This is a genomic window from Streptomyces sp. NBC_00223, assembly GCF_036199905.1.
Lineage (GTDB): Bacteria > Actinomycetota > Actinomycetes > Streptomycetales > Streptomycetaceae > Actinacidiphila.
The window spans coordinates 7470001-7489115 of sequence record NZ_CP108109.1; the positions used below are offsets into that span (position 1 = coordinate 7470001).

16 protein-coding genes, 2 rRNA genes and 1 riboswitch (1 of these 19 running past the window's edge) are annotated in these 19115 nt (G+C 70.3%); of the genes, 15 read left to right on the forward strand and 3 right to left on the reverse strand.

The annotated features are described in order from the left end of the window. From OHA30_RS31795 to OHA30_RS31850, 12 genes are all read left to right on the forward strand, one after another. Positions 1-855: ribosomal RNA gene (locus OHA30_RS31795) — 23S ribosomal RNA — on the forward strand (it extends 2272 nt beyond the left edge of the window). A gap of 90 nt (positions 856-945) precedes the next feature. Then, a 5S ribosomal RNA gene (rrf, locus tag OHA30_RS31800) occupies positions 946-1062 on the forward strand. A 110-nt stretch (positions 1063-1172) separates the two neighbouring features. Continuing rightward, a complete protein-coding gene (locus OHA30_RS31805; protein WP_328917318.1) occupies positions 1173-1781 on the forward strand; it encodes a CDP-alcohol phosphatidyltransferase family protein in 609 nt (202 codons plus the stop codon). A 26-nt stretch (positions 1782-1807) separates the two neighbouring features. Continuing rightward, on the forward strand, positions 1808-4303 hold the full coding sequence (locus OHA30_RS31810) for a mannose-1-phosphate guanyltransferase (RefSeq protein ID WP_328917319.1): 2496 nt from the start codon (positions 1808-1810) through the stop codon (positions 4301-4303). Positions 4304-4366: 63 nt separating this feature from the next. Then, positions 4367-5320 carry a DUF881 domain-containing protein gene (locus tag OHA30_RS31815; protein ID WP_328917320.1) on the forward strand — a complete coding sequence of 318 codons (954 nt, stop codon included), beginning with the start codon at positions 4367-4369 and terminating at the stop codon, positions 5318-5320. 3 nt (positions 5321-5323) lie between these two features. Then, positions 5324-5656 (forward strand): small basic family protein, encoded by a 333-nt coding sequence (locus tag OHA30_RS31820; protein WP_202237672.1) that lies wholly within the window; start codon positions 5324-5326, stop codon positions 5654-5656. Between the two features lie 7 nt (positions 5657-5663). Then, the gene (locus OHA30_RS31825) at positions 5664-6515 is read left to right on the forward strand and encodes a DUF881 domain-containing protein (protein ID WP_328917321.1); all 852 of its coding nucleotides are present in this window, start codon (positions 5664-5666) and stop codon (positions 6513-6515) included. 357 nt (positions 6516-6872) lie between these two features. After that, positions 6873-7412: an FHA domain-containing protein gene (locus tag OHA30_RS31830; protein ID WP_328917322.1), complete on the forward strand. Its 540-nt coding sequence runs from the start codon at positions 6873-6875 to the stop codon at positions 7410-7412. A gap of 33 nt (positions 7413-7445) precedes the next feature. Continuing rightward, entirely contained in the window at positions 7446-8198 is a 753-nt protein-coding gene (ftsR, locus tag OHA30_RS31835; protein ID WP_328917323.1) for a transcriptional regulator FtsR, read from the forward strand. A 91-nt stretch (positions 8199-8289) separates the two neighbouring features. Further along, positions 8290-8763, forward strand: coding sequence for a bifunctional nuclease family protein (locus tag OHA30_RS31840; RefSeq protein ID WP_093716750.1), 474 nt, complete (start codon positions 8290-8292; stop codon positions 8761-8763). Between the two features lie 265 nt (positions 8764-9028). After that, positions 9029-9631, forward strand: coding sequence for a MerR family transcriptional regulator (locus tag OHA30_RS31845; protein WP_405784935.1), 603 nt, complete (start codon positions 9029-9031; stop codon positions 9629-9631). Between the two features lie 66 nt (positions 9632-9697). Further along, positions 9698-11209 (forward strand): DNA polymerase IV, encoded by a 1512-nt coding sequence (locus OHA30_RS31850; RefSeq protein ID WP_328917324.1) that lies wholly within the window; start codon positions 9698-9700, stop codon positions 11207-11209. Here the strand turns inward: OHA30_RS31850 and OHA30_RS31855 are convergent. Beyond that, on the reverse strand, positions 11125-11502 hold the full coding sequence (locus OHA30_RS31855) for a PRC-barrel domain-containing protein (RefSeq protein WP_328917325.1): 378 nt from the start codon (positions 11500-11502) through the stop codon (positions 11125-11127). The two genes, OHA30_RS31850 and OHA30_RS31855, sit on opposite strands and share 85 nt — an antisense overlap. A gap of 124 nt (positions 11503-11626) precedes the next feature. Then, a riboswitch (glycine riboswitch) is annotated at positions 11627-11738 on the forward strand. 183 nt (positions 11739-11921) lie between these two features. On the opposite strand from OHA30_RS31855, the gene gcvP reads away from it, so the two are divergent. Further along, positions 11922-14807, forward strand: a complete 2886-nt coding sequence (gcvP, locus tag OHA30_RS31860; protein WP_328917326.1) for an aminomethyl-transferring glycine dehydrogenase — start codon at positions 11922-11924, stop codon at positions 14805-14807. Between the two features lie 352 nt (positions 14808-15159). Here the strand turns inward: gcvP and OHA30_RS31865 are convergent, their stop codons facing one another. Both OHA30_RS31865 and OHA30_RS31870 read right to left on the reverse strand, forming a co-directional pair. Further along, the gene (locus OHA30_RS31865) at positions 15160-15366 is read right to left on the reverse strand and encodes a DUF5999 family protein (protein ID WP_328917327.1); all 207 of its coding nucleotides are present in this window, start codon (positions 15364-15366) and stop codon (positions 15160-15162) included. 224 nt (positions 15367-15590) lie between these two features. After that, entirely contained in the window at positions 15591-16178 is a 588-nt protein-coding gene (locus tag OHA30_RS31870; RefSeq protein WP_328917328.1) for a hypothetical protein, read from the reverse strand. A 498-nt stretch (positions 16179-16676) separates the two neighbouring features. On the opposite strand from OHA30_RS31870, the gene OHA30_RS31875 reads away from it, so the two are divergent. Then, positions 16677-18167 (forward strand): glutamate--cysteine ligase, encoded by a 1491-nt coding sequence (locus OHA30_RS31875; RefSeq protein WP_328917329.1) that lies wholly within the window; start codon positions 16677-16679, stop codon positions 18165-18167. 131 nt (positions 18168-18298) lie between these two features. Continuing rightward, positions 18299-19096: a CPBP family intramembrane glutamic endopeptidase gene (locus tag OHA30_RS31880; protein WP_328917330.1), complete on the forward strand. Its 798-nt coding sequence runs from the start codon at positions 18299-18301 to the stop codon at positions 19094-19096. Positions 19097-19115: the final 19 nt, after the last annotated feature.

Consider the following 19115-nt stretch of genomic DNA (forward strand, 5'->3'; position numbering starts at 1 on the left):
CGCAGCAGGACGGAAAGACCCCGGGACCTTTACTATAGCTTGATATTGGTGTTCGGTTCGGCTTGTGTAGGATAGGTGGGAGACTTTGATATCGCGGCGCCAGCCGTGGTGGAGTCGTCGTTGAAATACCACTCTGGTCGTGCTGGATGTCTAACCTCGGTCCGTGATCCGGATCAGGGACAGTGTCTGGTGGGTAGTTTAACTGGGGCGGTTGCCTCCTAAAGGGTAACGGAGGCGCCCAAAGGTTCCCTCAGCCTGGTTGGCAATCAGGTGTTGAGTGTAAGTGCACAAGGGAGCTTGACTGTGAGACTGACGGGTCGAGCAGGTACGAAAGTAGGGACTAGTGATCCGGCGGTGGCTTGTGGAAGCGCCGTCGCTCAACGGATAAAAGGTACCCCGGGGATAACAGGCTGATCTTCCCCAAGAGTCCATATCGACGGGATGGTTTGGCACCTCGATGTCGGCTCGTCGCATCCTGGGGCTGGAGTCGGTCCCAAGGGTTGGGCTGTTCGCCCATTAAAGCGGTACGCGAGCTGGGTTTAGAACGTCGTGAGACAGTTCGGTCCCTATCCGCTGTGCGCGTTGGAGTCTTGAGAAGGGCTGTCCCTAGTACGAGAGGACCGGGACGGACGAACCTCTGGTGTGCCAGTTGTCCTGCCAAGGGCATGGCTGGTTGGCTACGTTCGGGAGGGATAACCGCTGAAAGCATCTAAGCGGGAAGCCTGCTTCGAGATGAGGGCTCCCACCCACTTGATGGGGTAAGGCTCCCAGTAGACGACTGGGTTGATAGGCCGGATGTGGAAGCCCTGTAAGGGGTGGAGCTGACCGGTACTAATAGGCCGAGGGCTTGTCCTCAGTTGCTCGCGTCCACTGTGTGGTTCTGAAACAACCAGCCACCACACACATCCCTTTAGGTAGGGGTGTGTGGTGTGTGTTTCATGGTGTTTCGGTGGTCATAGCGTTAGGGAAACGCCCGGTTACATTCCGAACCCGGAAGCTAAGCCTTTCAGCGCCGATGGTACTGCAGGGGGGACCCTGTGGGAGAGTAGGACACCGCCGAACAATTATTGGAGGCCCGGCCTCGGATTTCGTATCCGAGGCCGGGCCTTTTTTGTGCTTGGGGTAGAGTCGCTCCGCAACGTCCGTACGTAGATACATCAGGAGGGGACCCGGTGGAGGTCCAGGAGACACGGGTGCAAACGGATCGGATCTTCACGATCCCCAACCTCCTGAGTATGGCGCGCCTGGTGGGCGTTCCCGTGTTCCTGTGGCTGATTCTGTGGCCCGAGTTCGGCGGTCCCAAGGTCGACGGCTGGGCGCTGCTGGTGCTGGCGTTCAGCGGGGTGAGCGACTACCTCGACGGCAAACTGGCCCGGCGCTGGAATCAGATCAGCAACCTGGGCCGGCTGCTCGACCCGGCCGCGGACCGGCTGTATGTGCTCTCCACCCTGGTGGGTCTCACCTGGCGGGACATCCTCCCGCTGTGGATCACCGCGCTCCTGCTCGCGAGGGAGGCGATGATGGCTGTGATGCTGCTGATTCTGCGGAGGCACCGTTACGGCCCTCCCCAGGTGAACTTCATCGGGAAAGCGGCTACCTTCAACCTCATGTACGCCTTTCCGCTGCTGTTGCTGAGCGACAGCAGCGGATGGCTTGCCACCCTGGCATCTGTTTTCGGCTGGGCCTTCACCGGATGGGGTACAACCCTGTACTGGTGGGCAGGAATCCTCTATGTGGTGCAGGTCCGTCGACTGGTGAGGGCGGACACCACTCCTGACTGAGACTCGACGAGGAGGATGTTTCCGACATGAAGGCGGTTGTTATGGCCGGCGGCGAAGGTACCCGCCTTCGCCCAATGACGTCGAGCATGCCCAAGCCGCTGCTGCCGGTGGTGAATCGCCCCATCATGCAGCACGTACTGACGCTTCTGAAGCGGCACGGGCTCACCGAGACCGTGGTGACCGTTCAGTTTCTCGCCTCCCTGGTGAAGAATTATTTCGGGGACGGCGAGGATTTCGGAATGGAGCTCACATACGCCAACGAGGAAAAGCCGCTCGGTACAGCCGGAAGCGTCAAGAACGCCGAGGAGGCGTTGAAGGACGACTCCTTCCTGGTCATCTCGGGTGATGCCCTCACCGATTTCGATCTGACCGAGCTGATCGAGTTCCACAAGGAAAAGGGCGCGCTGGTCACGGTCTGCCTGACCCGAGTGCCCAATCCGCTGGAGTTCGGTATCACCATCGTCGACGACGAGGGCAAGGTCGAACGGTTCCTGGAGAAGCCCACGTGGGGCCAGGTGTTCTCGGACACGGTGAACACCGGCATCTATGTGATGGAGCCCGAGGTCTTCAATTACGTCGAGCCCGATGTGCCCGTCGACTGGTCCGGTGATGTCTTCCCGCAGTTGATGAAGGAGGGCAAGCCGGTTTTCGGCTTCATCGCCGAGGGCTACTGGGAGGACGTCGGCACGCACGAGAGCTATGTGAAGGCCCAGGCCGATGTGCTCGAAGGCAAGGTCGACGTCGACATCGACGGATTTGAGATCTCGCCCGGAGTCTGGGTCGCCGAAGGCGCCGAGGTCCACCCCGACGCCATCCTGCGCGGTCCGCTCTTCATCGGTGACTACGCGAAGGTCGAGGCCGGCGCCGAAATCCGTGAGCACACGGTCATCGGCTCCAATGTGGTCGTCAAGTCCGGGGCTTTTCTGCACAAGGCCGTGATCGCCGACAATGTATACATCGGTCCGCAGACCAATCTCCGCGGCTGTGTGATCGGCAAGAACACCGATGTCATGCGGGCCGCACGGATCGACGAAGGCGCGATCATCGGCGACGAGTGCCTGATCGGTGAGGAATCGATCATCGCGGGCACCGTCCGGGTGTATCCGTTCAAGACGGTCGAGGCCGGCGCGTTCGTCAACACCTCGGTCATCTGGGAGTCCCGCGGGCAGGCACATCTGTTCGGCGCCCGTGGCGTCAGCGGAATTCTGAACGTGGAGATCACCCCGGAGCTGGCCGTAAGGCTGGCGGGCGCGTATGCCACCACGCTCAAGAAGGGCGCGACGGTCACCACCGCCCGCGACCACTCCCGCGGCGCCCGCGCGCTCAAACGCGCGGTGATCTCCGCGCTCCAGACCAGCGCGATCGACGTGCGGGACCTGGAGAACGTACCGATGCCCGTCGCGCGGCAGCAGACCGCGCGGGGGAGTGCGGGCGGCATCATGATCCGGACATCTCCCGGCCGCCCGGACTCGCTCGACATCATGTTCTTCGACGAGCGCGGCGCCGATCTGTCGGGTGCCGCCCAGCGCAAGCTGGACCGGGTCTTCGCCCGCCAGGAGTTCCGCCGGGCGTTCCCCGGTGAGATCGGCGACCTGCGATTCCCGGCCACCGTCTTCGACTCCTACACGGGCGCGCTGCTGCGGGCCGTGGACATCTCCGGGATCGCCGAGTCCGGTCTGAAGGTGGTCGTGGACGCGGCGAACGGCAGCGCGGGCCTGGTGCTGCCCAGCCTGCTCGGCCGGCTCGGCGTGGACGCGCTCACCATCAACCCCGGCCTCGACGAGGCCCGCCCCACGGAGACGGAGGAGAGCCGCCGGGCCGGACTCGTACGGCTCGGGGAGATCGTCTCGTCCGCGCGGGCCGCGTTCGGTGTGCGGTTCGACCCGGTCGGCGAGCGGATGTCGCTGGTGGACGAGCGGGGCCGGATCGTCGAGGACGACCGGGCGCTGCTGGTGCTGCTCGACCTGGTCGCGGCCGAGCGCCGCAGCGGGCGGGTGGCGCTGCCGGTGACCACGACCCGGATCGGTGAGCAGGTGGCCGCGTACCACGGCACCCAGGTCACCTGGACGACGACCTCGCCCGACGACCTGACCCGGGTGGGCCGGGACGAGGGCACGATCTTCGGCGGCGACGGGCGCGGCGGCTTCATCGTGCCCGAGTTCAGCAGCGTGTTCGACGGATCGGCGGCGTTCGTACGGCTGATCGGCCTGGTGGCCAGGACACAGCTCACTCTCAGCCAGATCGACGCCCGCATTCCGCGGGCGCACGTCCTCAAGCGGGACGTGCCGACGCCGTGGGCGGTGAAGGGCTCCGTGATGCGCCGGGTGGTCGAGGAGGCCGGGGACCGCTCGGTGGACACCACGGACGGCGTGCGGGTCGTGGAGGCCGACGGGCGCTGGGTGATGGTCCTGCCCGACCCGGCCGAGGCCGTCACCCACCTGTGGGCGGAGGGGCCGGACGACGCCTCCGCGCAGGCACTGCTGGACGACTGGTCAGAGGTGGTGGAGAGCGCCGGACGCTGAACGTACGGCCGAACGGCGCGCCACGAGGGGGCCATTCGAGTGTGACGGCCCCGACGTGCGACGATGTGCGGCATGCCGCAGCGACCCGATCGGAGCAGTCCCGTCACCGGGGCTGCTCCGCGGCGTCCCGACGCCTCGATGTCGCTGCTCACCAACGTCATGGAACACAGCCTGGACGAGGGCTACGCGGAGGCCGCCGCCCGCCGCGGTGAGGTCGGCACGTCCCGGCTGCCGAAGGCGCTCAGCGGCAAGCTGGGGCTGGCGGCCGGCCTGGTCCTGGCCGCGATAGTGGTGACGGTGGGCGCCGCCCAGACGAAGGCGTCGGCGCCCACCGCGGCCAAGGAGCGGCAGAAGCTCATCGACCGGGTCCAGAGCGAGACCAAGGACGCGGACGCGCTGCAGAAGAGCGTCGACTCGCTGCGCGAGACCGTCTCCGCCGCTCAGCGGGCCGCGCTGCGCCAGCACGGCGGCGACGGCAACGGACTGCTGGAGCTGCTGGCCGCCGCCACCCCCGTCCACGGGCCCGGGGTCAAGCTGGTCGTGGACGACGCCAGGGAAGCCAGCCAGGGCGGCTCCAGCGGCCCCCGGTCGAGCAGCGGCTTCTCGGACACCGGCCGGGTCCGCGACCGTGACATGCAGCGCGTGGTGAACGGCCTGTGGGCCTGCGGCGCGGAGGCGATCAGTGTCAACGGGGAGCGGTTGACCGAACTCTCGGCGATCCGGGCCGCCGGTGACGCCATACTGGTCGACAACAAACCGCTGGCACCGCCGTACACGGTGCTGGCGATCGGGGACGGGAAGCGGTTGAGCACGGCATTCCAGAACAGCGCGGACGGCCAGTATCTGCGCGTTCTGCGGGAGAACTACGGGATCCGGGCGAGCGTCAGCGTCCAGGACGAGGTCGAGCTCTCCGCCGCGCCCAGCCTGATCGTGCGGTACGCCAAGCCGGACACCGCAGGGGAGAAGCCGGGCGCCGCCAGGGACAAGGCGGACAGCTCCGGGAACGGGAAGGGATGAGAAGTGATCGCCGTACTGGGCCTCGTCGTGGGGGTCGTGGTCGGACTCGTGGTGCGCCCCGTGGTGCCCTCCGGAGTCGAGCCCTACCTGCCGATCGCCGTGGTCGCCGCGCTCGACGCCGTCTTCGGCGGCCTGCGGGCCATGCTCGACGGGATCTTCGACGACAAGGTCTTCGTGGTCTCCTTCCTGTCCAACGTGGTCGTGGCGGCGCTCATCGTCTTCCTCGGCGACAAGCTCGGTGTGGGCGCGCAGCTGTCGACCGGTGTGGTCGTCGTCCTGGGCATCCGGATCTTCTCCAACGCCGCCGCCATCCGCCGGCATGTCTTCCGGGCGTGACGACCGTATGAGCGACGAGCACGAGAACCGCCCGGAGCGGGAGCACCCGGCGGAGCACGGAGGGCGGGACCGCGAGGACGCCTCCGCGGCCGGCCCGCCCACCGAGGACACCGGGGCTCCGCGGGACGCCGAGGCGCCGCTCACCGGGCGGCAGCGGCTGCTGGCTGGGCTCTGGCCGCCGCGGCTGTCCAGGGCCCAGCTGATCGTGGCGCTGCTGCTGTTCGTGCTGGGCCTCGGCCTGGCCATCCAGGTGAGGTCCACCAGCGACAACGGCGGCGCCCTGCGCGGCGCCCGCCAGGAGGACCTGGTCCGTATCCTCACGGAGCTGGACAACCGGGGCCAGCGCCTCCAGGACGAGAAACGCGGCCTGGAGAACCAGCGCTCGCAGCTGGAGACCAGTTCCGACCAGGCCGCCGAGGCGCTCAAACAGACCCGGCAGAAGGCCCAGGAGCTGGGTGTGCTGGCCGGTACGGTGCCCGCGGAGGGTCCCGGCATCACTTTGACGATCAAGGACCCGCACGGTGGTGTCGAGGCCGACTCACTCCTCGATACCCTCCAGGAGCTGAGGGCGGCCGGCGCCGAGGCGATCCAGATCAATGACGTCCGGGTGGCCGCGGACACGTATTTCACGGAGGGTACGGACGGCGTGCTGATCGACGGGCACCATGTGTCGCAGCCGTACGAGTTCAAGGTCATCGGCAATCCGCCCGATCTGGAACCGGCGCTCAACATCCCCGGCGGGGTGGTGCAGACGCTGCAGAAGGAGCAGGCCACGGCGGATGTCGTCAGGTCGCAGAAGATCGTCGTGGACGCCTTGCGGCCGCCGAAGCAGCCTGACTACGCTCGGTCATCCCAGTGAGGCGGGGGGTCGGGCATCAGTGGGGTGTCGTGTAGTGGAAACTGTGTGTAGCGAGAGTTCGTCCTGCCCCACGGGCGGGTCTGCTTCTTTCAAGGGGAATCGCCCGTGAAGTTGTTTGGGAAGTTGTTCGGCAAGAGCGCGCGTCAGTCGGGTGACCCGGCCACGGCGCGCCATCGCGCGCCCCGGAACGCACCGGAGGAGGAGCAGAGCGCGGACCGCCCGCTGTTCAGGGCCGATCCGCAGGGCCCCGCCGGCGGCAACTCCGGCACGCCCGGCGTGGCGTCTGTTGACCCCGCTTCGGCCGCCCGCATAGGTTTCGGGGAATCAGCGACCCCGACCACGGGTGGAGGGTCCGACTTGCCGGTATGCAGCAGGTGCGGTCACACCAACGCGGCGGCGAGCCGTTTCTGCAACAACTGCGGCGCGCCGCTGCGGGGCGCCGGAGCGGGTGGGGCCTTCGAGCGCCCGTCCGAGACCACCTCGACGATCTCGATCTCCGGCCTGGAGGCGTACGACGCGGAGGCCACCGGCCAGACGCAGATGCCGTCGCTGTCCCAGGAGGCCCAGGCCGCCGTGGACGCGCTGCCGATCGGCTCCGCGCTGCTGGTGGTGCGCCGGGGTCCGAACTCCGGCAGCCGCTTCCTGCTGGACGGTGAGCTGACCACGGCCGGGCGTCACCCGCAGAGCGACATCTTCCTGGACGACGTGACCGTCTCCCGCCGCCATGTGGAGTTCCGGCGCGGCCAGGACGGCGGCTTCACCGTCTCCGACGTCGGCAGCCTCAACGGCACCTACGTCAACCGGGAGCGGATCGACGCCGTGCGGCTGTCCAACGGCGACGAGGTGCAGATCGGCAAGTACCGGTTGGTCTTCTACGCGAGCCTGCGGGGGGTCTGACCCCCCTTCGCGGGGACCCCAGGGAAGGTGTTCATGCCGAGAACGTCAGGCGGTGCCGGGGACGGCACCGCCACCGTTGCCGCCGCTGTCGACGACGACGGCGCCCTGCTCAGCATCGGCGCGGTGCTGGGCAGGCTCCAGGACGAGTTCCCCGAGGTCACCATCTCCAAGATCCGCTTCCTGGAGGCGGAGGGGCTGGTGGACCCGCAGCGCACTCCTTCGGGCTACCGCAAGTTCGGCGCCAAGGACGTGGAGCGGCTGGCGTACGTGCTGCGGGTGCAGCGCGACCACTATCTGCCGCTGCGGGTGATCAGGGAGCACCTGGACGCCCTGGACCGCGGTGAGCAGGTCGCGCTGCCAGGGCCCGCGGAGGCCAGAGAGCCCCTGGACGGCTCCGAGGAGCCCGAGGCGCCCGCGGAGGTCCGGATCGGCCGGGAGGAGCTGCTGGCCGCCACCGGGGCCGACAGCGCCGCTCTGGCGGAGTGGGAGTCGTACGGCCTGGTCGAGGCGGGCCGGGACGGCGGCTTCGACGCCGAGACGCTGACCATCGCGCGGCTGATCGTGGACCTGGGCCGGTTCGGCCTCGAACCGCGCCATCTGCGGGCCGTGAAGGCCGCGGCCGAGCGGGAGGCGGGCCTGGTGGAGCAGGTGGTGGCGCCGCTGCGCAGGCACCGCAACCCCCAGACCCGTACCCACGCCGAGGTCACCGCCAGGGAACTGGCCTCGCTCTCCGTTCGGCTGCATGCCGCGCTGATGCGGTCCGCACTGCGGCTTCGCCTGCGCTGACGGGGAAATCGCCGGGTCCGGCGGGGCCGGCGGGCCGGGCCGGGGAGTGCCCGACTACCCAAACCCGGCGGGCACGGCCTAGGGTTGCTGTGTGAACGAGCTCGACGTTGTGGGTGTCCGGGTCGAAATGCCCTCCAACCAACCGATCGTGCTCCTGCGTGAAGTGGGAGGCGACCGGTACCTGCCCATCTGGATCGGGCCGGGAGAGGCCACGGCCATCGCCTTCGCGCAGCAGGGCATGACGCCTGCGCGACCGCTGACTCATGACCTCTTCAAGGACGTGCTCGAAGCGGTGGGGCAGACCCTCACCGAGGTGCGGATCACCGATCTGCGCGACGGCGTCTTCTACGCGGAGCTGGTCTTCGCCAGTGGGGTCGAGGTCAGTGCCCGCCCGTCCGACGCCATAGCGCTGGCGCTGCGCACCGGAACGCCGATCTACGGCAGCGACGGTGTGCTGGACGACGCGGGGATCGCGATCCCGGACGAGCAGGAGGACGAGGTCGAGAAGTTCCGCGAATTCCTCGACCAGATCTCTCCGGAGGACTTCGGCACCAGCAACCAGTAACCCGTTCGGCCGATCGGAGAGCCGCTCGGCGGCGGTCGGCCGAGGGCCTTGCGCGGCCTGATGCGGGGAGCAAGGTTGCTCAGTTGAGACCATTCGAAGTGCCGTTCCCGGGCTGCGGTCAGATGAAACCACTCCTGGGGTGAATTTCACTCGGCGTGCCGAGTGTGGCGATCGTTGACGCACCCCTGACGACTGCCTACCGTCGGGAGGGAAAGTCCGGTGGCACGTGCACACGGCCACCGGATGTGAAGGGACGGAGGGCTGCGTGAGAAGCACCGGCGACGGTTTGGCGACCGGCGGCCCGTATCCGACCCAGGGGACCCTGGCCCGCACCGCCGCCGAGGCGGCGGCCGCGCCCGTCGCCGATCCGTCGGCCGAGCAGGTCGGATACCGCGGGCCGGCGGCCTGCGCGGCGACCGGCATCACCTACCGCCAGCTCGACTACTGGGCCCGTACCGGCCTGGTCGAGCCGAGCGTGCGGCCCGCGTACGGCTCGGGCACCCAGCGGCTCTACAGCTTCCCCGACGTCGTCGTGCTGAAGATCGTCAAGCGGCTGCTGGACACCGGCGTGTCCCTCCAGAACATCCGGACGGCCGTACAGCACCTGCGGTCCGTGGGCCCGGCCGAGCTGGCCCGGATGACGCTGATGAGCGACGGCGCCACCGTCTACGAGTGCACCTCGCCCGACGAGGTGGTCGACCTGCTCCAGGGCGGGCAGGGCATCTTCGGCATCGCGGTGGGCGTGGTCTGGCGGGACGTGGAGAGCGCCCTGTCCGAGATGCACGGCGAGCGGGTCGACACCGGGGAGACCCTGGTGGGCCACAACCCGGCCGACGAGCTGGCCCGGCGGCGCAACCGGGCGGTCTGACCCTCCAGGTCGCCACTCCGTACACGTGTACGGTGATTGTCGGTGCCGTGCGGCACGATCGATGGTGTGAGAAGTACGCCGACGATCCTGCATCTGGACATGGACGCGTTCTTCGCCGCGGTCGAGCAGGCGTCCAAGCCGAGCCTGCGGGGCAAGCCGGTGGTGGTCGGCGGCCTCGGGCCCCGCGGCGTCGTGTCGACCGCGTCCTATGAGGCACGCGTGCACGGCGTCCACTCCGCGATGGCCATGGCCCATGCCCGCAGGCTCAGCCCCAACGCCGCCTATCTGATCCCGCGCTTCGGCATCTACCGGCAGGTCAGCGAGATCGTGATGGGTCTGCTCGGCCGGCTGTCGCCGCTGGTGGAGCCGCTGAGCGTGGACGAGGCGTTCGTCGACCTGGAGGCCGGCGGGCGCGGCGCCGACCCGCCCGCCGTCGCCGAGCGGCTGCGCGCCGACATCAGGGCCGCCACCGGGCTCACCGCCTCCGTCGGCCTCGCGGCCTCCAAGCTGCTGGCCAAACTCGCCTCGGAGAAGGCCAAGCCCGACGGCCTGGTGGTGATCGAGCCCGGCACCGAGCGCGCTTTACTCGACCCGCTGCCGGTCCGCGCCCTGTGGGGTGTCGGCCCGGCGACCGCCGACCATCTGCGCAGGGCCGGTATCGCCACCGTCGCCGAGATCGCGCAGGCGGGGGAGCCCGAGCTGGTCCGGCTGCTGGGCAAGGCCCACGGCGCCTCCCTGTACGCGATGGCGGCCGGCCTCGACAACCGGCCGGTGGTCGCCGACCGGGACGTGAAGTCCATCTCCGTCGAGGACACCTTCGACAGCGACCTCACCGACCGCGCCCATGTCCGCTACGAGATCGACCGGCTCGCCGAGCGCTGCGCGCAGCGGCTGCGCGGGGCCGGCCGCTCCGGGCGGACCGTGGTGGTCAAGGTGCGCAGATACGACTTCTCGACCCTCACCCGCTCCGAGACGCTGCGGGCCCCCACCGACGACCCCGCCGTGGTCCGCGAGACCGCCCGCAGGCTCGCCGAGTCCGTCGACACGACCGGCGGCGTACGGCTGCTCGGGGTCGGCGTCGCCGGGCTCGCGGACTTCACCCAGGAGGACCTTTTCGCCCAGAGCGCGGGAGAGCCCGGGGAGGGCGCCGAGCGGCCCGAGGAACTGCCGGTCAGCCCGCCCCCGGTCTCCGAGCGGGCCGAGCGGGCCGGGCGCTGGCTCCCCGGCCAGGACATCACCCATACGGAGTACGGCGCCGGGTGGGTCCAGGGCAGCGGGGTGGGGCGGGTCACGGTCCGCTTCGAGGTGCCCACCGACACCGTGCCCGGTCGCGTCCGCACCTTCGCGACGGACGACCCCGCGCTGGCGCACAGCGATCCGCTGCCGCTCATGGCCCCGGCGGAGGGCCCCGAAGCCGCCGGACCTGCGGCCGGGGGCTCGGGCACGGCTCCGGCGGAACCGGAGGGCGGCCCATCGGTCCCGGCGAGCGGCGGTCAGTCCCCGCCCGCCAGCTCGCCGAAGTCCCTGCCCGACGGCGGCAGCGACTCGGCGTCCGACCTGGGCACGTCCATGCCGTAGTGGTGGTAGAGCTGCAACTCCTGCTCGGGCGACAGATGCCGCCCCACCCCGAAGTCCGGCGCGTCCCTGATCAGCGCCTTCTCGTACGGCACCCGCAGCTCGTCGCCCACCAGTTCGCTCGGCTCCAGCGGTACGAACGCGTCCCGGGTGAACAGCCCCGTGCGCACCGCCGCCCACTCGGGGGCGCCGGTCGCGTCGTCCAGGTACACCTCGTCCACCGTGCCGATCCTCGTACCGTCACGGTCCAGGGCCCGGCGGCCGATCAGGCTGCGCGGATCGATGTCGGTCTGCACGGTCCCTCCAACCAACGACAACAGCTGCTGCTTACCACCAAAAGGCACATCAGGGGCGGTGTCGACCCGAACCGGCGCGCCGGGAACGCGCGACAGGCGCGCTGGTAAGCTGGGAAGCGGCTGTCGACCCCATGCGGGAGAGTCCTCCGAGAACGCGCCGTGAGAGGCGTTGAGGGAGGCGCCGAAGGAGCAATCCCTCCCCGGAATCTCTCAGGCATCCGTACCGCACGGGTGAGGTCACTCTGGAAAGCAGGGCCTGCCCCGGAAGCGCCGCGACCGGGACGTGTCCTCACCGACGGTGAAAGCCGCTCCCCGCCGGGGGCGGTGAAGCTCTCAGGTTCTGATGACAGAGGGGGAGGCCGTAAGGGTGCCCGCGCCGCGGCACCCCCGAAGGTCGTCAGACCAGGAGGCCTCCGCAGATGACTGATCGCCGCATTTCCCTCGCCGAGCTCGAAGCCGGCGTGCCCTTCGCCCGCCGCCACATCGGCCCCGACGCCGAGGCGCGGGCGAAGATGCTCGCCCAGGTCGGCTACGGCTCCCTCGACGAGCTGACCGACGCGGCCGTGCCCGACACCATCAGGAGCGCCGAGGCGCTGCGGCTGCCCGCCGCCCGCACCGAGGCCGACGTGCTCGCCGAGCTGCGCGCGCTGGCCGACCGCAACCAGGTGCTGGCCCCGATGATCGGCCTCGGCTACCACGGCACCTTCACCCCGCCGGTCATCCTGCGCAACGTGATGGAGAACCCGGCCTGGTACACGGCCTACACCCCGTACCAGCCGGAGATCTCCCAGGGCCGCCTGGAGGCGCTGCTCAACTTCCAGACCGTCGTCGCCGACCTCACCGGGCTGCCCACCTCCGGCGCCTCCCTGCTGGACGAGAGCACCGCGGCCGCCGAGGCGATGGCGCTGTCCCGCCGCGTCGGCAAGGTCAAGGACGGCGTCTTCCTGGTCGACGCCGACATCTTCCCGCAGACCCTCGCCGTCATCGGCACCCGCGCCGAGCCGACCGGTGTCGAGGTCGTCGTCGCCGATCTCAGCGACGGCATCCCCGCCGAGGTCGCCGAGCGCGGGATCTTCGGCGTGCTGCTCCAGTACCCGGGCGCCTCCGGGGCCGTACGGGACCTGCGGCCGGTCGTCGAGCGGGCGCACGAACTCGGCGCGGTCGTCACCGTGGCCGCCGACCTGCTGGCGCTCACCCTGCTCACCTCGCCCGGCGCCCTGGGCGCGGACATCGCGGTCGGCACCACCCAGCGGTTCGGCGTGCCGATGGGCTTCGGCGGCCCGCACGCCGGATACATGGCCGTACGCGACTCCTACGCCCGCAATCTGCCCGGGCGGCTGGTCGGCGTCTCGGTCGACGCCGACGGCGACAAGGCGTACCGGCTGGCCCTGCAGACCCGTGAGCAGCACATCCGCCGGGAGAAGGCCACCAGCAACATCTGCACCGCGCAGGTCCTGCTCGCCGTGATGGCGGGGATGTACGCGGTCTACCACGGCCCCGACGGGCTCGCGGGCATCGCCCGCCGCACCCACCGCTACGCCGCGGTGCTGGCCGCCGGGCTGCGCGCGGCCGGGGTGGAGATCACGCACGGGGAGTTCTTCGACACGCTGACCGCCCGGGTGCCCGGCCGCGCCGCCGAGGTCGTGGCAGCCGCCCGCGAGGCGGGCGTCAACCTGCGGCTGACCGACGCCGACCACGTGGGCATCGCCTGCGACGAGACCACCGGCCGGGAGCAGCTGACCGCCGTGCTCGCCGCCTTCGGCGCGCGGGCGGACATCGACGCGCTGGACGCGGCCACCGAGGACGCGCTGCCCGCCGCCCTGCTGCGCACCGAGCCGTATCTGACCCACCCGGTCTTCCACCAGCACCGCAGCGAGACCGCGATGCTGCGCTACCTGCGGCGGCTCGCCGACCGCGACTACGCGCTGGACCGCGGCATGATCCCGCTCGGCTCCTGCACGATGAAGCTCAACGCGACCACCGAGATGGAGCCGGTGACCTGGCCCGAGTTCGGCGCGCTGCACCCCTTCGCGCCCGCCGAGCAGGCCGAGGGCTATCTGGCCCTGATCCACGGCCTGGAGGACCAGCTCGCCGAGCTGACCGGCTACGACAAGGTCAGCCTCCAGCCCAACGCCGGCTCCCAGGGCGAGCTGGCCGGGCTGCTGGCGGTCCGCGCCTACCACCGGGCCAACGGCGACACCGGCCGTACGGTCTGCCTGATCCCGTCCTCCGCGCACGGCACCAACGCGGCCAGCGCCGTCATGGCGGGCATGAAGGTCGTGGTGGTCAAGACCCGCGAGGACGGCGACGTGGACGTCGACGACCTGCACGCCAAGATCGACCGGCACCGCGACGACCTGGCCGTCCTGATGGTCACCTACCCCTCCACGCACGGCGTGTTCGAGGACAACATCACCGACATCTGCGCGGCCGTGCACGAAGCGGGCGGCCAGGTCTACGTGGACGGCGCCAACCTCAACGCGCTGGTCGGCCTCGCGCGGCCCGGCCGGTTCGGCGCGGACGTCTCGCACCTGAACCTGCACAAGACCTTCTGCATCCCGCACGGCGGCGGCGGTCCCGGTGTCGGCCCGGTCGCCGTACGCGCGCACCTGGCGCCGTATCTGCCCAACCACCCGCTCCAGCCCACCGCGGGCCCGGCGACCGGTGTCGGACCTGTCTCGGCGGCGCCCTGGGGCTCGGCGGGCATCCTGCCGATCTCCTGGACATACGTACGGCTGATGGGTGCCGAAGGGCTCAAGCAGGCCACCCAGGTGGCCGTGCTCGGCGCCAACTACGTCGCCAAGCGGCTGGAGCCGCACTACCCGGTGCTCTACACCGGCCCCGCGGGGCTGGTCGCGCACGAGTGCATCATCGACCTGCGGCCGCTGACCAAGGAGACCGGCGTCAGCGTGGACGACATCGCCAAGCGGCTGATCGACTACGGCTTCCACGCGCCGACCATGTCCTTCCCGGTGGCCGGCACCCTGATGATCGAGCCGACCGAGAGCGAGGACCTCGCCGAGCTGGACCGTTTCTGCGAGGCGATGATCGCGATCCGCGCCGAGGTCGACCGGGTCGGCTCGGGCGAGTGGCCCGCGGACGACAACCCGCTGCGCAACGCCCCGCACACCGCGGCGGCGCTGGGCGGCGACTGGCAGCACCCCTACAGCCGCGAGGACGCGGTCTTCCCGGCCGGGGTGACCGCGGCCGACAAGTACTGGCCGCCGGTGCGCCGCATCGACGGGGCCTTCGGTGACCGCAACCTCGTCTGCTCCTGCCCGCCGCTGGACGCCTACGAGCACTGAGCCCGCCGTGGGGGCGCGAGGAACTGCGCGCTCAGCCGCCCACCGGCCGGTGGCCGGACATCTGCCTTGGGGGCAGCCCCTGTCTTTGGGGGCGCGAGGAACTGCGCGCTCAGCCCGCCGCCGGCCAGTTGCCGGCACTCGGCCTCAGGGGGCAGCCCCTGTCTTTGGGGGCGCGAGGAACTGCGCGCTCAGCCCGCCACTGGCTGCGGCCGGGTGTCCAGCCCCAGGGGGCTGCCCCTTCGGGTGGTTTTCCGGCCACCGGCCGGTGGGGGGTTGCTCGCGCAGTTCCTCGCGCCCCTAGCGGGCCCGTTCCGCCCCCAGAGCTTCGCCCGGGCCGGGCGGTCGTCCGCGCTCAGGCCGCGGTGGTGACCTGCTCGCTGCCCAGCGGGCGGTGCGGGGCGATGATCCGGCCGTCGGGCAGCAACTCTCCCGTGTCCTCGAAGAGCAGCACCCCGTTGCACAGCAGGCTCCAGCCCTGCTCCGGGTGGTGGGCGACGGTGGAGGCGGCCTCACGGTCCGAACACGCTGCGGAAGGGCACTGCGGGTGGTGCTTGCACATGGTGAGGGGTGTCTTTCTTTCGCTGCCAGAGGCGAGTGGAGCGGCCGGTTCCAGTGTTGCCCTCCCGGAGTGGTTCCGCAGGGATTTGCCGCAGGCGGTCCGGATCGGGGGACACGGCGTCACCCACCCGGGCGGTCGGCGTCACCGTCGGCGCCCGGACGTACGGCGGTGCCCCCCGCCCGCTGAGGGCGAGGGGCACCGGGGAACGAGGTTTCGCGGGCCGGTCAGGCGGGCGATCCGGCCAGCGGCGGCGGCGCGAGCCGTCCGCGCAGCACCGGCACCAGCTCCACCAGCCGGTGCACCCGGTGCGAGGTGATACCGGGCGGCGCGGGGGCCAGCGGGATCAGCAGATCACCCGGGTCGGGCTGCACGGTCGCCGCGTCCGCACGCGGCTGGCAGTGCAGCCACAGGGCCAGCATGTACAGACCGGGCACCGAGAGCAGATGCGGCTGGTAGGTGGCCGGAAGCGCCTCCGCCTGGCGCAGGGCCCGCTCGGTCGACACCAGGTACGGGCCCTCGGAGAAGCGGGAGAACACCCACCCGTCCGCGGTGACCACGGTCTCTCCCGCGGCGGCCACCCGGGCACCCGCCCTGATATGGAACCGCCAGCCGATCAGTCGCGCCTGGGGCAGACCGCCCGGCACGGCGGCCGGTTCGAACACATGGACAGGCAGCGGGTGTTCGGCGTCCAGCGGGCCTTCGGCGGTGCGCAGCGCCGGGGTCCGGGTCTCCAGGACCGCGGTGGGGGAACTGAGCGCGGCCAGGACGCTCAACAGGGCTGGAGCGGGTGCTGGGGGGACAAGCAGCGGCATGATGTCGCCTCTCACTGGGAGACACGTTGGTGCGGGCACAGTGGAGCTGGGGCGGGGTGCGGACGGCCCTGTCGGCACGGGGAGTTTTGCTGCTCAGGCACGTCCGCGACGGCGGATACCTTGCCTTGTGCGCGGAGTTTATACGACGCGTGTTCGCTCAGTGTTTCATCTACTCGCCGCCAGTATTACGCGCAAGGCGAGAATTCGCCTTCTTCCGCAGGGAGGCGTGACCCATCGCCGCAGGTTATCGGGCCTGCGGTGGCTATATCGGCCAACCGCGGTCGTCCGGAACTCGCCGGTCGTATTCACGAACTGTTTACGACGGAGCCCGTGGGCGGCCGAATGTGCTGGACGAATGTGCCACGGGAACATGCTCCGGGAACGTGCTTCGGACGGCCGATACGGCAAGCCTAGCGTGGGCGCCGGGCCGAAGGGGGCGTTATCGATCATTTGGGTGGGCATCCTCCCGTGGGGGCCCGCGCGAGGAAGGACGCTTGGATGGGGGAGAAGGTCGTTGCCAACGCGTTCGACCTGGCCGACCGACGACGGTACCGGCGCAAGCTCCAGCAGTGTCTGCTGGGCCTCGAGCGACTGCTGGCGGAGAGACGATTCGACCGGCCGCGCAATCTGATGGGCCTGGAGATCGAATTGAATCTCGCGGATTCCGCCGGGTTGCCCCGCATGATGAACGAAGAGGTGCTGGAGCGCATCGCGAGCCGCGATTTCCAGACGGAGCTCGCTCAGTTCAATATTGAAGTGAACATCGCGCCCCACCCGCTTTCCGGCCGGGTGCTCGACCGGCTGGCCGAGGAACTGCGGACCGGCCTCGGCTACGCCGACCGGATGGCCGGCGAAGTGGGCGCGCACATCGTGATGGTGGGAATTCTGCCCACCCTGGAGGTGCAGGACCTGGTCTCCGCGAACCTCTCGCGCGCCGACCGCTACACGCTCCTCAACGACCGCATCCTGGCGATGCGCGGCGAGGACATCACCCTTGACATCAAAGGCGTCGAACACCTCGTCTACACCTCGGCGTCCATCGCCCCCGAGGCGGCCTGCACCTCGACGCAGATGCACCTCCAGGTCACGCCCGGCCGGTTCGCCGCCGTGTGGAACGCCGCGCAGGCGATATCGGCCCCGCAGATAGCGGTGGGCGCCAACTCGCCCTTCCTGTTCGGCAAGGAGCTGTGGCGCGAGACCCGCCCGGTGCTCTTCCAGCAGGCCACCGACACCCGCCCGCAGGAGCTGCGGGCCCAGGGCGTACGGCCGCTGACCTGGTTCGGCGAACGCTGGGTCGACTCCGCGGCCGACCTGTTCGCGGAGAACGTGCGCTACTTCCCCTCCCTGCTGCCGATCTGCGACGACGAGGACCCGCTGCGGGTGCTGGACGACGGGGGAGTGCCCCGGCTGCGCGAACTGACCCTGCACAACGGCACGATCTACCGCTGGAACCGGCCGGTCTACGAGGTCGTGGACGGCGTCCCCCATCTGCGGGTGGAGAACCGGGTGATGCCCGCCGGGCCCACCGTCGCCGACGTCCTGGCCAACGCCGCCTTCTACTACGGGCTGGTACGCGCCCTGGCCGAGGCCCCCCGGCCGCTGTGGCACCGGCTGCCCTTCGCCGCGGCCGCCGCCAACTTCGACGCCGCCTGCCGTGACGGTGTCCACGCCGTCCTGCGCTGGCCGCGCCCGAGGGGCTCCGCGCTGGCCGAGGTCCCGGCCGCCGACCTGATCCGCGACGAGCTGCTGCCGCTGGCCGCCGCCGGCCTCGACTCCTGGGGCATCGACCCCGTCGACCGCGACCGCTACCTCGGCATCATCGAGGAGCGCTGCCGGCGCCGTACCAATGGCGCCGAATGGCAGTCCGAGGTCTATCACCGCCTCCGCGACCAGGGCCTGGACCGCCGTCCCGCCCTGGCCGCGATGACCCAGCGCTACCGCGAGTACATGAAGGAGGGCGAGCCGGTCCACACCTGGCCGCTGCGCTGACCCCCGACCCCGACCCCCGACCCCCGCCCGTCCTGTGCGGGGGTGGCTACGAACCCATGGGCGCGATCTTCGTATCTTGTTCCGGGAGACCCTGTTCGTGCGCGCACCGGCGCTGGAGGGGGACGGCGAACATGGAGGGCCGCGTGCAGACACAGTCATACGAGGTGGAGGCCCCGGGCGACGCGCGGATGCTGCGCAGCGAGACCCTGATCGTGCTCGCGCTCTCGCTGGGCGCCAGCGGGGTCTCCGCGCTCATCAGCTTCATCGGCTCGGTCACCCGGCCCGGCGCGCTCAAGAACCAGGCCGCGACCCTCGTCGGCTCCTACGCCCCGCACCGGCCGTGGCTGGATCTGGCCTGGCAGGTCTTCTCCATCGCCACCGCCCTGGCGCCGGTCGCCCTGGTCGCGCACCTGCTGGCCCGCGAGCGGGTCGGGATGCCCGCGATCGGCTTCGACCTGCGCCGGCCGCGGCTGGACCTGGCGTGGGGCGCCCTGGTCGCGGCCGTCATCGGCGGCACCGGCCTCGCCTTCTACCTCGGCGCGCGGGCGGCGGGCTTCAACCTCACGGTGGTCCCCGAGTCGCTGCCCGACGTGTGGTGGAAGATCCCCGTGCTGATCGCCTCCGCGGTCCAGAACGCGGTCCTCGAAGAAGTCATCGTCGTCGGCTATCTGCTGCGCAGACTCGACCAGTTGCGCTGGTCGCCGATGGCCGCGCTCGCCGCCAGCGCGGTGCTGCGCGGCTCGTACCACCTCTACCAGGGCATCGGCGGCTTCGTCGGCAACATGGCCATGGGCGTGGTCTTCGTGCTGCTCTACCGCCGCTGGAAGCGGGTGGGGCCGCTGGTGGCGGCCCACTCGCTCATCGACACGGTCGCCTTCGTCGGCTACGCGCTGCTCGCGGGGAAGGTCGGCTGGCTGCCCACGGGCTGACCGGCCCGCCCGCCCGGCG

What these genes read in the sequence shown, in the direction of transcription:
- OHA30_RS31815 (WP_328917320.1), top strand. Translation starts at nt 4,367, where the DNA reads ATGTGCGGCATGCCGCAGCGACCCGATCGGAGCAGTCCCGTCACCGGG.
- OHA30_RS31880 (WP_328917330.1), top strand. Translation starts at nt 18,299, where the DNA reads ATGGAGGGCCGCGTGCAGACACAGTCATACGAGGTGGAGGCCCCGGGC.
- OHA30_RS31870 (WP_328917328.1), bottom strand. Translation starts at nt 16,178, where the DNA reads ATGCCGCTGCTTGTCCCCCCAGCACCCGCTCCAGCCCTGTTGAGCGTC.
- ftsR (WP_328917323.1), top strand. Translation starts at nt 7,446, where the DNA reads ATGCCGAGAACGTCAGGCGGTGCCGGGGACGGCACCGCCACCGTTGCC.
- OHA30_RS31810 (WP_328917319.1), top strand. Translation starts at nt 1,808, where the DNA reads ATGAAGGCGGTTGTTATGGCCGGCGGCGAAGGTACCCGCCTTCGCCCA.
- OHA30_RS31825 (WP_328917321.1), top strand. Translation starts at nt 5,664, where the DNA reads ATGAGCGACGAGCACGAGAACCGCCCGGAGCGGGAGCACCCGGCGGAG.
- OHA30_RS31875 (WP_328917329.1), top strand. Translation starts at nt 16,677, where the DNA reads ATGGGGGAGAAGGTCGTTGCCAACGCGTTCGACCTGGCCGACCGACGA.
- OHA30_RS31865 (WP_328917327.1), bottom strand. Translation starts at nt 15,366, where the DNA reads ATGTGCAAGCACCACCCGCAGTGCCCTTCCGCAGCGTGTTCGGACCGT.
- gcvP (WP_328917326.1), top strand. Translation starts at nt 11,922, where the DNA reads ATGACTGATCGCCGCATTTCCCTCGCCGAGCTCGAAGCCGGCGTGCCC.